The sequence below is a fragment of the Roseovarius gaetbuli genome, from assembly GCF_900172365.1.
GTDB classification, from domain to species: domain Bacteria; phylum Pseudomonadota; class Alphaproteobacteria; order Rhodobacterales; family Rhodobacteraceae; genus Roseovarius; species Roseovarius gaetbuli.
Map to the genome: position 1 here is coordinate 62,350 of NZ_FWFJ01000016.1, position 13,838 is coordinate 76,187.

At 61.8% G+C, this 13,838-nt stretch carries 15 protein-coding genes; 5 read left to right on the forward strand and 10 right to left on the reverse strand.

Going from position 1 to position 13,838, the window contains the following annotated elements; genetic code table 11:
- Nucleotides 1-95: 95 nt before the first annotated feature.
- Entirely contained in the window at nt 96-647 is a 552-nt protein-coding gene (locus tag ROG8370_RS09810) for an LOG family protein (protein WP_085826900.1), read from the forward strand.
- Here the strand turns inward: ROG8370_RS09810 and rarD are convergent.
- The 6 genes from rarD to ROG8370_RS09840 all read right to left on the reverse strand — a co-directional run bounded on the left by rarD (nt 608) and on the right by ROG8370_RS09840 (nt 7,596).
- Complete coding sequence (gene rarD, locus ROG8370_RS09815; protein ID WP_085826901.1) at nt 608-1,504, reverse strand: EamA family transporter RarD; 897 nt, start codon at nt 1,502-1,504, stop codon at nt 608-610. The two genes, ROG8370_RS09810 and rarD, sit on opposite strands and share 40 nt — an antisense overlap.
- 159 nt (nt 1,505-1,663) lie before the next feature.
- On the reverse strand, nt 1,664-2,263 hold the full coding sequence (locus tag ROG8370_RS09820; RefSeq protein WP_085826902.1) for a superoxide dismutase: 600 nt from the start codon (nt 2,261-2,263) through the stop codon (nt 1,664-1,666).
- 110 nt (nt 2,264-2,373) lie between these two features.
- Complete coding sequence (locus ROG8370_RS09825; protein ID WP_085826903.1) at nt 2,374-2,943, reverse strand: sarcosine oxidase subunit gamma; 570 nt, start codon at nt 2,941-2,943, stop codon at nt 2,374-2,376.
- Nucleotides 2,936-5,947, reverse strand: coding sequence for a sarcosine oxidase subunit alpha family protein (locus ROG8370_RS09830; protein WP_085826904.1), 3,012 nt, complete (start codon nt 5,945-5,947; stop codon nt 2,936-2,938). Before ROG8370_RS09830 ends, ROG8370_RS09825 begins: the two co-directional genes overlap by 8 nt.
- A 62-nt stretch (nt 5,948-6,009) precedes the next feature.
- Nucleotides 6,010-6,339 (reverse strand): sarcosine oxidase subunit delta, encoded by a 330-nt coding sequence (locus ROG8370_RS09835; RefSeq protein ID WP_073199014.1) that lies wholly within the window; start codon nt 6,337-6,339, stop codon nt 6,010-6,012.
- 12 nt (nt 6,340-6,351) lie between these two features.
- The gene (locus ROG8370_RS09840; RefSeq protein WP_085826905.1) at nt 6,352-7,596 is read right to left on the reverse strand and encodes a sarcosine oxidase subunit beta family protein; all 1,245 of its coding nucleotides are present in this window, start codon (nt 7,594-7,596) and stop codon (nt 6,352-6,354) included.
- Nucleotides 7,597-7,810: 214 nt separating this feature from the next.
- Here ROG8370_RS09840 and ccmI point away from each other — a divergent pair, with 214 nt between their 5' ends.
- From ccmI to ROG8370_RS09855, 3 genes are read left to right on the forward strand one after another with little or no spacing between them, the layout of a single operon-like run.
- Nucleotides 7,811-9,043, forward strand: coding sequence for a c-type cytochrome biogenesis protein CcmI (ccmI, locus tag ROG8370_RS09845; protein ID WP_085826906.1), 1,233 nt, complete (start codon nt 7,811-7,813; stop codon nt 9,041-9,043).
- Complete coding sequence (gene ruvX, locus ROG8370_RS09850) at nt 9,040-9,516, forward strand: Holliday junction resolvase RuvX (protein WP_085826907.1); 477 nt, start codon at nt 9,040-9,042, stop codon at nt 9,514-9,516. The genes ccmI and ruvX overlap by 4 nt, the downstream gene beginning before the upstream one ends.
- Entirely contained in the window at nt 9,513-9,749 is a 237-nt protein-coding gene (locus tag ROG8370_RS09855; protein WP_085826908.1) for a DUF1289 domain-containing protein, read from the forward strand. Before ruvX ends, ROG8370_RS09855 begins: the two co-directional genes overlap by 4 nt.
- 33 nt (nt 9,750-9,782) lie before the next feature.
- Here ROG8370_RS09855 and ROG8370_RS09860 read toward each other — a convergent pair whose 3' ends face one another.
- The 4 genes from ROG8370_RS09860 to ROG8370_RS20550 all read right to left on the reverse strand — a co-directional run bounded on the left by ROG8370_RS09860 (nt 9,783) and on the right by ROG8370_RS20550 (nt 13,009).
- On the reverse strand, nt 9,783-10,571 hold the full coding sequence (locus tag ROG8370_RS09860; protein ID WP_085826909.1) for a phytanoyl-CoA dioxygenase family protein: 789 nt from the start codon (nt 10,569-10,571) through the stop codon (nt 9,783-9,785).
- Nucleotides 10,568-11,392, reverse strand: a complete 825-nt coding sequence (locus ROG8370_RS09865) for a sulfite exporter TauE/SafE family protein (RefSeq protein ID WP_085826910.1) — start codon at nt 11,390-11,392, stop codon at nt 10,568-10,570. The genes ROG8370_RS09860 and ROG8370_RS09865 overlap by 4 nt, the downstream gene beginning before the upstream one ends.
- 43 nt (nt 11,393-11,435) lie before the next feature.
- A complete protein-coding gene (dusA, locus tag ROG8370_RS09870; protein ID WP_085826911.1) occupies nt 11,436-12,458 on the reverse strand; it encodes a tRNA dihydrouridine(20/20a) synthase DusA in 1,023 nt (340 codons plus the stop codon).
- A gap of 311 nt (nt 12,459-12,769) precedes the next feature.
- A complete protein-coding gene (locus ROG8370_RS20550; protein WP_170925217.1) occupies nt 12,770-13,009 on the reverse strand; it encodes a hypothetical protein in 240 nt (79 codons plus the stop codon).
- Nucleotides 13,010-13,405: 396 nt separating this feature from the next.
- Here ROG8370_RS20550 and ROG8370_RS09880 point away from each other — a divergent pair.
- A partial coding sequence (locus ROG8370_RS09880; protein WP_139838099.1) for a transposase occupies nt 13,406-13,838 on the forward strand: 433 nt, incomplete at its 3' end.

Here is a 13,838-nt window from a genome sequence, read left to right on the forward strand (position 1 = left end):
TTTCCTTCCGTCCCCAACACGGTGCCCTGTTGCCGCACAATAGCAACAAGGCTATCACGGGTCAAAGCAACCATTTCTCAGCTTGGAGTGATTTCATGACAGTCCTGTCCGTCTGTGTCTTTTGCGGCGCACGTCCCGGCAAGAACCCACGGTTTGGCGAAGACGCGACCGCCATGGGCGAGATGTTGGCAGACAACGGCTGGCGGTTGGTCTATGGCGCGGGCGATGTCGGGCTGATGGGGGCGACCGCGCGCGCCGCTCAGGGCGCGGGTGGTGACACCTTCGGCGTGATCCCCAAACACCTGATGAGCCTTGAGGTCGGCAAAAAGGACCTGACCCGCTTCGTGGTGACCGAAAACATGCACGAACGCAAAAAGGTCATGTACATGAACTCGGATGCGATCGTGGTTCTGCCCGGTGGCGCCGGATCGCTTGACGAGTTTTTCGAGGTTTTGACATGGCGCCAGCTTGGCCTGCATGCAAAGCCGATTTTCCTTTTGAATACAGAGGGCTATTGGGCGCCCTTGATCAAACTTATGGATCACGTGATTGAGCAGGGCTTTGCCGATGCGTCTCTTAAGGACTTCATGCAGACCGTTGATAATGTTCAGGATTTGATGATCGCACTGCGCGCCGCCCTGTCCTGACGCAGGGATGCGGTGGTATAGATCGCAAGCGCCGTCCAGATCATCGCAAAGGCAATGGCGTGCCAAAAGCTGAAGGCCTCGCGAAAGATCAGCGTCGCCACCAGGAATTGCAGGCTGGGATTGAGGTATTGCACCAATCCCACCGTCGCCAGCCGGATGCGCTTGGTCGCATAGCTGAACATGACCAGCGGGACCGCCGTCAGCGGGCCGGAAAACGCCAGCAACGCACTATCACGCCAAGAGGTGCCGAAGGCGCCATGCCCGTCCGAGTGAAACCAACACAGAACCGCCAAGGCAATCGGTGACAATAGCAGGACCTCGGCGGTGACCGACACCACCGGACCGACAGGAAGCCCTTTCTTTACAAGGCCATAAAGCCCGAATGACGAGGCTAGGATAAACGCGATCCATGGCGCCACGCCAAGACCAATGGTCAGCGTCACCACCGCCGTGACCGCAAGCGAGACCGCCACCATCTGGGCCCGGCCAAGGCGCTCGCCAAAGGCCACTGCGCCCAAAAGAACCGCCACCAGCGGGAAGATGTAATAGCCAAGCGAGGCCTCGACCGCGCGCCCGACCTGGATCGAGGTGATGAACACGAACCAGTTGGTCGAGATCATCAGCGCCGCAAAGCCGATCAGCAGGATCGAGCGGCGCACCCGAATCGTTTGAAACAAAACGGAAATCCGCCCCTGCAGCAAAAGGATCAGCGCGAAGAAGACACAGGACCAAAGCGTGCGATGCGCAAGGATCTCAATCGGCGGGATATGCGCCAACAGCTTGTAATAGATCCCCGAAAGCCCCCAGACCGTGCAGGTAGCGACCATCGCGATGATGCCTTTTGTCTCGTCGCGCATTGGGGCTCCTGTCGGGGGTGTGGGCTATCAAAGTGCTGCCTGATCCGCCGCGTCAAGGCAAGGCGATAGTGCCAATTTCACCGCGTGGCACAAAAAGCCCCGCTGACGCGCGCCAGCGGGGCTATTCTCGGGGGCGATCGTGCCCCAATATCGCTCGGGTTACATCCGCGAGGCGACGTTTTCCCAGTTCACCAGATTGTCGAGGAAATTGGTGAGGTAGGCCGGACGCTTGTTGCGGAAGTCGATGTAATAGGAATGCTCCCACACATCACAGCCCAAAAGCGCGGTCTGACCAAAGCAAACCGGGTTCACGCCGTTCTCGGTCTTGGTGACCTTGAGGCCGCCATCGGTGTCTTTGACAAGCCACGCCCAGCCAGAGCCGAACTGACCGGCACCAGCGGCCGAAAACTGCGATTTGAACTCGTCAACCGAGCCAAAGCTGTCGTTGATGGCTTTTTCAAGCTCGCCGGGCATGCCGGTCTTGGTCGGGCTCATCATTTCCCAGAACTGGTTGTGGTTCCAGAGCTGGCTGATGTTGTTGAAAATGCCGTTTTGCGCCACGGCGCTCTTGTCATACGTGCCGACAATGATCGCTTCAAGCGACTTGCCGTCCCACTCGGTGCCGGAAATCAGCTTGTTGCCGTTGTCGACATAGGCCTTGTGGTGCAGGTCGTGGTGGTACTCGAGCGTTTCGGCGGACATGCCATGCGCGGCAAGCGCGTCATGGGCATAAGGAAGATCGGGAAGTTCAAAAGCCATTGGGTTATCCCCCTGTTCTGTGCGTTCAAATCAGATGCCCCATACATGGTGGCCTGATCCGTCAAAGGTCAACCCCGCTTGACGGAGTTTTTCTGTCGGGTTTGTCGGCGTCAGGCGAAATAACCCACTTCGCCGCCCGGTTTTGCCGAGGTTTTCAACAGGTTGAAGGCGTAATCCGCAATCGAGCGGAAACAGACCAGATGAAACGCGCCTGCCTCGTCAAGCCAGAAGGCGGCCGGCACCTGCGCCATGCGGGTGCGGCGGAACATGCCGGGGGTAAAGGCCTCGGGCGAGAGATCGACCGGACAGACCTTGGCCAGAACCTCGCGCGCGCCCGCGCCGCTGATGCGCAGGAAGGTGCGCGCGTCAGAGACGTTGACGGCCAGGAAATGCTGCCCCTTGAGCGCCGTTTCGATCTTTTCGATCACCGACGCAACGTCACCGTAGGGGCACATCAACAGCAATTCATCCGGCGACATCCAGAGCGCGGCGGTGTCCTTGCCGCTCAGCGCCTGACGCTGGCCGGGCACGGCCAACCCGGTGGTCGCCTTAACGACCGCCTTGACCTCTTTGCTGGCAAGATCCCCGCGCAGGGTGATCATCCCGCGCAGACCCTGATCCTCGATCCGGGCAAAGCCATCATAGCTGGTCCCGGCCAATGCGCTGACTGCGTTAGACATTCTGCTTCTCCCCGTCCTTGTCGAAGAAGATCGGATCGACGATCTTCGCCTTGACGATCCCGCCATCCACCTTTGGAATCTCGATCACATCGCCCATCCGGTCGGGCCCATCAAGCACAAGGCCCATGGCAATCCCGCGCCCGAGGGTCGGCGAATAATAGGTCGAGGTGACCCGCCCTTGGGTTTCACGCTGGCCATTGGCGTTGTGCCCCGCAGCCGTGGCATAGGCGCCATCGGGCAGCACCGAGCCATCAAGCGTCTCAAGTCCGACCAACTTCCAGCGTTTGGGATCGGCCATATGGCTGCGCTCTTGCGCACGCTTGCCAAGATAGTCGTCCTTCTTCTTGGAAATCGCCCACTGCATGTTGAGATCCTGCGGGATCACCGTGCCGTCGGTTTCGTCCCCGATCATGATAAAGCCCTTTTCGGCGCGCATCACGTGCAGGCCTTCGGTGCCATAGGGCATCACGCCGAATTCCTCGCCCGCCTCAAGCAGGGCATCCCAAAGCGCGCGGCCATAGCTTGCAGGCACGGCGATTTCATAGCTCAGCTCGCCCGAGAACGAAATCCGGTAGGCACGCGCGGGCATGCCCGCCAGCGTCAGATCCTTCCAGCCCATAAAGCTCAACCCGTCGGCGGAAATGTCATCCGAGGTCAGCTTTTCAAGAACCGTGCGGGCCTTGGGGCCGACCACGGCGACCTGAGCGTATTGCTCGGTCACATTGGCGGTATAGACCTTCCAATCCCACCATTCGCATTGCAGCCAGTCTTCCATGTGGCCATGGATCGACTCGGCGCCGCCGGTGGTGGTGTGGCAGAGGAACGTATCGTCGTCGATCCGCGCGACCACGCCGTCATCCATCAAAAAGCCGTTCTCGCTGCACATCAAACCATAGCGACAGCGGCCCGGTTTGAGCGTGCTCATCATGTTGGTGTAGAGCATGTCGAGAAACTTGCCCGCATCCGGGCCCTTGACGATGATCTTGCCAAGGGTCGAGGCATCGAGCAGGCCAAGCGCACCACGGGTCTGGTTGATCTCGCGGCTGACCGCGTCGCGATGGCTTTCTTCACCTTTCGGGAAGCAATAGGGCCGACGCCATTGGCCGACCGGCTCGAAATGCGCACCGTTGTCTTCGTGCCAGCCGTGGATCGGCGTCTTGCGCAACGGTTGGAAAATCTCGTCGCGCGCTTCGCCACCGATGGCCGCAAGGGAAATCGGCGTATAGGGCGGGCGGAAGGTGGTTGTGCCGGTTTGCGGAATGGGTTGGTTTAACGCATCGGAAAGGATGGCCAGGCCATTGATATTGCTCAACTTCCCCTGATCCGTCGCCATGCCGAGCGTGGTATAGCGCTTGGCGTGTTCAACGCTCTCAAAGCCTTCGCGCGCGGCCAGTTGCACATCCGACACCTTGACGTCGTTCTGATAATCCAGCCAGGATTTCATCCGCAGATTGATGCCCGCGCCCTGCGGCATGAGCCAGACCGGCATCAGCGGCGCCTCATCACTCGCCGAGCCTTGCGGCACGGCAGCGCTTTTCGGCTTGTGCCCGGTGGCCTTGGCCGCAGCCTTGCCCGCAGCGTCGGCGTCCGCCAGCGTCGTGGCCAGATCGGCCGCGCCATTGGCCGCACCGGTCGCGATGACAAAGCCCTCGCCACTTGCGCCGAGCGGCGGCTTGGTCGGGTCAGGACGGAAATGAGCGCGCTCGGCGTCCCAGGTCAGCTTGCCACCGCAATGCGACCACAGGTGCACCACCGGCGACCAGCCGCCCGACATGGCGACCGCGTCGCATTTGATTTCCTCAAGCACGGCGCCTTCGCCGGCCTGCGCACAGATCGCCACGCCGGTGACCCGCTTGCCGCCTTTGACCGAAGAGATCGCCTTGCCGTTCTCGACCCGGATGCCAAGCGCGCGCGCCTCATCGGCAAGCGCCCCGCCGCCCGAGGCGCGGGCGTCCAGGATCACCGGAATATCGAGGCCAAGCGATTTGAGCGTGATCGCGGTGCGGTAAGCATCGTCATTGTTGGTCACGACAACCGTGCGGTCGCCGATCGAAACGCCGTAGTTCACCGCGTAATCGCGCACTGCCGAGGCCAGCATGACGCCGGGGATATCGTTGCCGGCAAAGCTGAGCGGGCGTTCGATGGCGCCGGTGGCGGTGATGATCTGAGCGGCGCGGATGCGCCAGAGGCGGTGACGCGGCGCGTCAAGTTCAGGCGCGTGATCGGTGATCCGCTCATAGCCAAGCGCATAGCCGTGGTCATAGACCCCCGCACCCATGCAGCGATTGCGCAGGGTGACATTTGGCATGTCCTGCAATTTTGCAATGGTGGCGTCGATGAAGGCCTCGACCGGCGCGCCATCAACAGTGCCGCCGTCAACCGGAGCACGACCGCCCCAATGGGCGGTCTGCTCCAGAACCATGACCTTGGCACCGGTTTCAGCCACGCGCAGGGCAGATTGCAGCCCGGCCACACCGCCGCCGATCACCAGAACGTCGGCAAAGGCATAGAAATGCTCATAGCGGTCGCCATCGCGGTCTTTCGGCGCCTTGCCGAGGCCGGCAGCGTGGCGGATGAACGGCTCGTAAACATGCTTCCAGAACGGGCGCGGATGGATGAACATCTTGTAATAAAAGCCCGCCGGCATGAAGCGGCCAAGTTTCGCGTTCACGGCGCCGACGTCGAATTCGAGGCTCGGCCAGTGGTTCTGGCTTGTCGCCGAAAGGCCGTCGAACAGCTCGGTCGTGGTGACCCGCTGGTTCGGCTCAAAGCGCGCGCCGGTGCCGAGGCCGACGATGGCGTTCGGTTCTTCGGCGCCGCTGGCGACGATCCCGCGCGGGCGGTGGTATTTGAACGAGCGCCCGACCAGCATCTGGTCGTTGGCCAGCAGGGCCGAGGCCAGCGTATCGCCGGCATGGCCGCGCAAGCGCTTGCCGTTAAAAGTGAAATTGACGGCGCGGGCCTTGTCAAGAAGGCGGCCGCCGGTGGCCAGACGTGTGCTCATGGGTTAGACCCTCGTGCCTGTGGCTGCGGTGAGAATTTGAGTATTTTTGCCAAGAAGAAGGATCATGAGAAGTCTCTCCATGTCCAGCCGGGGCGTTTGGCGGTGATCGCATCGCGGATGTGTTTTGGCGGCTCAAGGGTCTGGGCGGAATAGGTGCCGAAGACCTCGAGTGTCATGGTATCGCGAGCCGCGAGGAACCACTTGCCGCAGCCATTGTTATGGCGCCAGCGTTCAAAGTGCACACCCTTGGGGTTTTCCTTTGAAAACAGGTAGGTGTGGAACTCATCATCGGTCGAGCCGGGGCCGAAGCGCTTGAGGTGCGCCTCGCCACCGCCGTGAAATTCGGTTTCTTCGCCGCGCACGCCGCAGCAGGGGCATTCTAGGATCAGCATGGGTTTCCCTCCTTAGTGCGCGACGCCGGCGGCGACGGATTCATCGATAAAGCGGCCCTGGTGGAAGCGATCAAGGCCGAAGGCGTCGGTCAGGGGCGAGTGGCCCTTGGCAATCAGTTCGGCAAAGCCCCAGCCCGAGCCGGGGATCGCCTTGAAGCCGCCGGTGCCCCAGCCACAGTTGATGAACATGCCATCGACTGGCGTCTTGCCGAGGATTGGCGAGCGGTCGCCGGTGACGTCGACAATGCCGCCCCATTGGCGCAGCATCTTGAGGCGGCTGACCATCGGGAAGGTCTCGATCAGGGCGCGCACGGTTTCCTCGATATGGTGGAACGAGCCGCGTTGGGTGAAGTTGTTATAGCCGTCGGTGCCACCACCGATGACCATTTCGCCCTTGTCGGATTGCGACATGTAGCCATGCACGGTGTTGGCCATCACGACGCAATCCATGCAGGGCTTGATCGGCTCAGAGACAAGCGCCTGAAGCGCGACGGATTCAATCGGCAGGCGGAAGCCGGCCATATCGGCCAAATGACCCGAATGGCCCGCCACCACGACGCCAAGCTTGTCACAGGCGATATCGCCGCGATTGGTGCTGACGCCGGTGACCTTGGCGCCGCCGCGGGTGATGCCGGTGACTTCGCATTTTTGCAGGATGTGCATGCCCATGTCAGAGCAGGCCCGCGCATAGCCCCAGGCCACCGCATCGTGGCGCGCCGTGCCACCGCGCGCCTGCCAGAGGCCGCCGAGCACCGGATAGCGAGGGCCGTCGAGATTGATGATCGGCACGATCTCCTTGACGCGGGCGGGCGAGATGAACTCGGTCGTGACCCCTTGCAGGGCGTTGGCATGCGCCGTGCGCTGATAGCCGCGTACCTCGTGTTCGGTCTGCGCCAGCATGATCACGCCACGCGGCGAATACATGATGTTATAGTTCAAGTCCTGGCTCAGCGTTTCATAGAGCGAGCGCGACTTTTCATAGATCGCCGCCGAAGGGTCCTGAAGGTAATTCGAGCGGATGATCGTGGTGTTGCGCCCGGTATTGCCGCCGCCAAGCCAGCCCTTTTCAAGCACCGCCACATTGGTGATGCCAAAGTTCTTGCCAAGGTAATAGGCCGTGGCCAGGCCATGACCGCCGGCCCCGATGATGATGACATCGTATTTCTTTTTCGGCTCGGGCGAGGACCAGGCCCGTTCCCATCCGGTGTGGTGCCGAAGGGCTTCGCGGGCGATGGCAAAGGCGGAATAACGTTTCATGCGCGGCCTCAGGTCTAGTGGATTCGCAGGCGATGCTGCAGCTCAGACCGTAATGCGCCGCGCCGGGCTTTGAAAGGATACTCTGGGCGGCGATTTGCACGCTAATTGCGACATTGCGACACCTGGGCGCCGTCTGGTGACGGGGGCGTGACGACTTGGCCCTTTTTTCCGCGCGCCAGCGACGTTACATGGGACGCACAAGAGGGGGAAAACCATGGGTTTCTGGATCATTGTCGCGGCATTGGCCATTGCGATCGGGGCGGTTCTGGCGCTGACGCTGTTGCGCGGGCGTGTCGGGGATGCGCCGCCTGCGGCCTATGACCTTCAGGTCTACCGCGATCAACTCAAGGAGGTTGATCGTGACCTTGCGCGCGGCGTGATTGGCGCGGACGAGGCGCAGCGCCTGCGCTCTGAGGTGTCGCGCCGGGTTCTGGCGGCGGATGCGCAATTACGCGCGGGCGGCGAGGATGGCGGCCAGCCGCGCCTTGCCGGACGTCTTGCGGCGGGTCTTATCGTCGCGGTGATCGCGGGGGGCGGTTTGCTGATCTATCGACAGGTCGGCGCGCCGGGCTATGACGACCTGCCGATTGCCAAGCGGATTGCTGCATCCGATGCGGCCCGCGCCGAGCGCCTGTCGCAGGACGCGGCAGAGGCCCGCCTTGGCCCCGTCGAAGAGAGCATACCTGACGGTACGAGCCAGGATTACCTTGCGCTCATCGAACAGCTTCGCAAAACCGTGAAGGAACGCCCCGAGGATCAGCAGGGCCTGCAATTCCTGGTGCGCAGCGAGGCGGCGCTTGGCAATATGGCCGCCGCGCGCCGTGCCCAGCAACAGCTTATCGCGCTCAAGGGCGACGCGGCCAGTGCTGCCGATCAGGCGATGCTGGCCGATCTGATGATCAATGCCGCCGTCGGCTATGTCTCGGCCGAGGCCGAAACCGCCCTGCGAGAGGCGCTCCGGCTTGATCCGCGCGAACCCAGTGCACGGTTCTATCTTGGTCTATACCTTCTTCAGGTGGATCGCCCCGATGGCGCGTTTCGCACCTGGCAAGCGCTGCTTGAGGAAAGCACCCCCGACGCGCCCTGGGTCGCGCCGATCCGTGCCCAGCTCGAGGAATTGGCGGCGCGCGCCGGGGTGAAATACACCCTGCCCCCCGTCGGCGACCTGCGTGGACCTACAAGCGAGGACATGGAGAACGCTGCCGGGATGAGCGCCGAGGGCCGTCAGGACATGATCCGGGGCATGGTGGCCGGGCTGGCCGAGCGGTTGTCGACAACCGGCGGGACCGCCGAGGAATGGGCGCGCCTTATCAACGCTTACGGCGTGCTTGGCGATGCCGACAAGGCCAAGCAGGTCTGGGCCGAGGCGCAGGTGGTGTTTGCGGCCAACCCGGCGATGCTTGACACCCTGCGCGCCGCTGCTGCCAATGCCGGGATTGCCGAATGATTATCGAGGACATTCAAGAGCTTGGCGCCGCGCTGCCAAAGGGAAAGCCGATCATCGGGCTGGACCTTGGCGAAAAGACCATCGGTGTGGCGATCTCGGACCGGCTCTTGTCGGTGGCCAGCCCGCATGAAACGGTTCAGCGCAAGAAGTTCGGCCTTGATGCCGCGCGCCTGCTTGAGATCACCGCAAGCCGCGAAGTGGGCGGGATCATCCTTGGCCTGCCGCGCAATATGGACGGTTCCGAAGGCCCGCGATGCCAGTCAACCCGTGCTTTCGCGCGCAATCTGGAACGGCTGACACCGCTGCCTATTGGCTTTTGGGACGAGCGCTTGTCGACCGTGGCCGCCGAAAGGGCGCTCTTGGAGGCGGATGCGACCCGAAAGCGTCGCAAGCAGGTGATCGACAATGTCGCCGCGGCCTATATCCTTCAGGGAGTATTGGATCGTTTGCGACATGTGAGGGCCGCCCTATGACCGATGAAACCCCGTGGAAACGCAATGAGGTCGACTCGCCCTGCGTCAAGGTCTGCGTGGTGCATCCCGAGGCGCGGATTTGCACCGGCTGTTTGCGCACAATCGACGAAATCACCCGCTGGTCGAAGATGCCCCCCGAAGAGCGGCGCGAGATCATGACCGCCCTGCCCGACCGCCAATCGATGCTGCGCAAACGCCGCGGTGGACGTGCGGCGCGCTTGTCACAAGGGTGAGGTCTTTGGGATAAGATTTTTCGACGAAAAATCTTAGGGTTGCGAGAGCCAAGAGGGCTGTTTCAAATCCTCGAATTCAGGACGGAAATAGGCAATCATGCGCCCCTCAGGCGGGGCATCGGCGCCCTGTCCCCAAGGTGCCACACCGTGCAAAGCCAGCCGGTGCACCAGGGACACCCCGCCAAGCGGCACCGGCAAGGTCACGCGCGTGCAGGTTTCAAACACCTCGCGCCGTGTGGCCTGATAGGTCTCGGTCAGGTCCACCTCGCCCCAATCCTGTGGCGCCACCCCGCCGAGCGCCCGCTCAAAGGCGCGGCGCATGATGTGATGGCTGCCCTCCCAGACCACAAGCGGGCTTGCCTCGGGCGCGCAATCGGTGAGTGACACCCCAAGGATATAGGCGTGGCGCTCGCGCAGCATCCGGCGGCGCTCGGGACCAATCGCCAAAAGCCCGTCCACATGCGCCGCGTCGCGCGTGAGGCGAAACCGGAACGCCGCCTCGCTTTCGCCCGCCCGTGGCCGGGGATAGCCGGGATAGATCACCGACACCTGCGCGCGATGGAGCGGCAAGGCCCCGTAGAGCGCGCGCACCACGCCGTACCCCACGACCGTCAAGGGACCGCTTTGCGCCACCGCACCGGTCGCGTCATTCCTCAGGCAATCCACCCCGACAAACCACGTCCCCTCGCATTGCTGGCTTTTGGCCGCCTCCTCGGGGTCGCTGATCCGCGCCAGGGCCGCCACCCGCGCCGAGGCCGCCCAGCTCAGCACGCCCTGGTCCGGTGCAAAGACCGCCCAGCCCTTATCGAACAACGCCTTCACAGGCCAAGCGCCTTGCGCAGCATGTTGAGCGCCACCAGCGTCAGGAAGACCGCGAAGACCCGCTTTAGAAGCTTGCCATCCATCGCATGCGCAAGCTTTACCCCCAAAGGCGCCGTGATCAGCGTCATCGCGATCACCACGCCGAACGCCACCAGATTGACCGCCCCCACCGTAAAGGGCGGGCGGTTGTCGGCGGCCACATCGAGAAACAGGAACCCGATCACCGAGGGCACCGCGATCGCCATGCCAAAGCCGGCCGCTGTCGCCACGGCCCGGTGAATCGGGCTGTTGTAGAGGGTCATCATCGGCACGCCGAAGCTGCCGCCGCCGATGCCCATGAGCACCGACAAAAACCCCAAGATCGGCGAGAGGATCGCCCGCTTCACGCCTTTCGGCATCTCAGACCCCAACCGCCACGTGGCCCGCCCAAAGCCAAGGTAGAGCCCAATGAAAACACCAAGGCCGCCGAACAGCGCCTGCAGGAACGTCGAGCTGAGATTGGCCGCGACACTCACCCCGGCGAGCGCCCCTATGGCGATGCCCGGGGTCCAGCCCCTCAGGATATGCCAATCCACCGCGCCCCTCTTGTGATGGCTCAGAACCGAGCGCAGCGAAGTCACGATAATTGTGGCCAGCGAGGTCGCAAGACAGACCTGCATAAGCTGTGGCCCGCCATAGCCGAGCGTGGTGAAAACATAAAAGAACGAGGGCACTAGAACGATGCCGCCCCCCACGCCAAGGGCCCCGGCAAGCACACCGGCAAAGCCGCCGGTCGCCATCAGCATCAGCGTCATTTGCACCAAAAGGCTCGTATCGGGCATGGGGACAGACATCATTGCGCTCCGCAGTCAGGATAGGCGCGGCCTACACCGACGCGACCCGTGACGCCAGTTCGATTTCCACCAGGGCCTGTTCGAGCAACCTCGGCCCCGCACCGGGGCGATGCGCGCCCTCCGACAACATGCGCCGCCATACCCGCGCACCGGGGCGCCCGGCAAAAAGCCCAAGCATATGCCGGGTGATCTGGTTCAACCGGCCGCCCGCCACAAGATGCGCCTCGATATAGGGCAGCATGGCGCGCACCGCGCCCTCGGCGGTAGCATCCGGGCCAGTCGTGCCAAAGATGCGCCGGTCGGCCGCCGCCAGGATATCCGTGGGCTGATGATAGGCCGCGCGCCCCACCATCACCCCGTCAAGCCCCGCGTCAAGAAAGGCCTCGACCTGATCCAGCGTGGTAATCCCGCCATTGACCGACAGGTGCAGCGCCGGAAACAGCCCGCGCATCTGTTGAACCAACTCATAGTCCAGCGGCGGGATATCGCGGTTCTCCTTGGGGCTCAGCCCCTGAAGCCAGGCCTTGCGCGCATGGATGCTAAAGCGCCCCACCCCGGCGCTGGCCACCCGCGCCAGAAACTCGGGCAACACCTCCTGCGGCTCCTGATCATCGACCCCGATCCGGCATTTCACCGTTACTTCAAGCGGTTGCGCGGCGATCATCGCGGCGCAGCACTCGGCCACAAGGCCGGGGCTCTTCATCAACACCGCCCCGAAGGTGCCCGATTGCACCCGGTCGCTTGGGCAGCCTACATTGAGATTGATCTCGTCGTAGCCTGCCTCAAACCCAAGCCGCGCCGCCTGCGCCAGTTCCTTTGGATCCGATCCGCCAAGCTGCAACGCAACAGGATGCTCCTCGGGCGCGTGATCGAGCAAATGGAGCGCATTCCCCCGCACCAAAGCCGGCGCCGTCACCATCTCGGTATAAAGCAACGCCCGCCCCGACAATTGCCGATGCAAATACCGGCAATGACGGTCGGTCCAATCCATCATCGGCGCAACGCTGAGGCGGCTTGCGTCGAAAAACCCTTTTTGTATTGATAAATCAGACATATATAGAGCATCTCACTGGGACGTATTTGGTGCTATTTTGGCATAGTTTGACCTATACATCCTCATCAGTAGCCCACAGGATCACCAAATTCTTGTTGAGGACTACTGAAATGGGCTCAATCGTCGAACGTAAACTCAAGGATGGAACAGTCAGCTATCGCGAATAGACCATTATAAAGTCGAAGGGACGGATCGTCCACCAAGAGTCGTCAAGCTTTGATCGGTCGACGACAGCTAAAGCCTGGCTGAAACGTCGGGAAAAGGAACTTGCGACACCTGGTGGCCTTGACGCTGCGCACCGAAAATCAGGATCAGTTGGTGACGTCATTGATGACGACCTGAAATCCACAGGTGGCGACATCGGTCGCACCAAGGGCCAGGTGTTGCGCAAAATCCGTGACGACTTTTCTATCAGTGACATCCCCTGTGATGAGCTGCGCGCAATGAACCTTCAGCCACATCGTAAGGGCAGGATTTTCCCCTGTAATTTGGATGCGGTCAGCACCCGGTTTACCCGTGCCTGCAAATTCCTCGAGATTGAGGATCTGCATTTCATGATCTCCGCCATGAAGCGGTCTCTCGGCGGTTCGAGATGGGAAAGACCATACCGCAGGCTGCAGCAGTGTCTGGCCACCGCAACTGGCAGTCTCTGCAGCGATATACCCATCTGCGGAAAACGGGGAATAAGTTTGAGGACCTGCACGGCTGGGTCTTGCTGGAGCATGGTAAAAAGTGACTTTGATTAAGCGGTTCCGAAATCAATGGTGGTTGCGGAAGCTCGCTTTCAGAAATACTTGCCTTTGTATACCACGCCGAGGGTAGATCACGTTCACTATGCCACGTCTTAGCCGACGGCTGGCACAAAGGGCTTATTTTGTTGAAAAACTCTTCCTTGATCGAGGCGTGCATCACTGATTCAATTCCCATATTGATCGGGGGATTTTGCCATGTTGGGACCGAGGCAGGAAGCACAGGCGGCGCTGTTTTATGAGTTCTCGCTGGAGGATCACATCCCGCAAAATCACTTGCTTCGTTCGATTGACCGGTTTGTCGATCTGAGCGGCATCCGCCAGTATCTGGTTGAGTTTTATAGCCACACGGGCCGTCCTTCCATCGATCCAGAGTTACTGATCCGCATGCTTTTGGTGGGCTACTGCCTTGGCATCCGGTCCGAACGCCGCCTGTGTGAGGAGGTGCATCTGAACCTCGCGTATCGCTGGTTCTGCCGTCTTGATCTGAGTGGCCGCGTGCCTGATCACTCGACGTTTTCAAAAAACCGGCATGGTCGGTTTCGCGACAGCGAACTGCTGCGCCATCTGTTCGAGGGGACCGTCGCGCGCTGCATCGCGGAAGGTCTGGTCAGCGGTCAGCGCATGGCGA

Bases quoted from the DNA above. Each gene is read 5' to 3' on its own strand.
- ROG8370_RS09810 (WP_085826900.1), top strand. From the start codon at position 96: ATGACAGTCCTGTCCGTCTGTGTCTTTTGCGGCGCACGTCCCGGCAAG.
- rarD (WP_085826901.1), bottom strand. From the start codon at position 1,504: ATGCGCGACGAGACAAAAGGCATCATCGCGATGGTCGCTACCTGCACG.
- ROG8370_RS09820 (WP_085826902.1), bottom strand. From the start codon at position 2,263: ATGGCTTTTGAACTTCCCGATCTTCCTTATGCCCATGACGCGCTTGCC.
- ROG8370_RS09825 (WP_085826903.1), bottom strand. From the start codon at position 2,943: ATGTCTAACGCAGTCAGCGCATTGGCCGGGACCAGCTATGATGGCTTT.
- ROG8370_RS09830 (WP_085826904.1), bottom strand. From the start codon at position 5,947: ATGAGCACACGTCTGGCCACCGGCGGCCGCCTTCTTGACAAGGCCCGC.
- ROG8370_RS09835 (WP_073199014.1), bottom strand. From the start codon at position 6,339: ATGCTGATCCTAGAATGCCCCTGCTGCGGCGTGCGCGGCGAAGAAACC.
- ROG8370_RS09840 (WP_085826905.1), bottom strand. From the start codon at position 7,596: ATGAAACGTTATTCCGCCTTTGCCATCGCCCGCGAAGCCCTTCGGCAC.
- ccmI (WP_085826906.1), top strand. From the start codon at position 7,811: ATGGGTTTCTGGATCATTGTCGCGGCATTGGCCATTGCGATCGGGGCG.
- ruvX (WP_085826907.1), top strand. From the start codon at position 9,040: ATGATTATCGAGGACATTCAAGAGCTTGGCGCCGCGCTGCCAAAGGGA.
- ROG8370_RS09855 (WP_085826908.1), top strand. From the start codon at position 9,513: ATGACCGATGAAACCCCGTGGAAACGCAATGAGGTCGACTCGCCCTGC.
- ROG8370_RS09865 (WP_085826910.1), bottom strand. From the start codon at position 11,392: ATGCCCGATACGAGCCTTTTGGTGCAAATGACGCTGATGCTGATGGCG.
- dusA (WP_085826911.1), bottom strand. From the start codon at position 12,458: ATGTCTGATTTATCAATACAAAAAGGGTTTTTCGACGCAAGCCGCCTC.
- ROG8370_RS20550 (WP_170925217.1), bottom strand. From the start codon at position 13,009: ATGCAGATCCTCAATCTCGAGGAATTTGCAGGCACGGGTAAACCGGGT.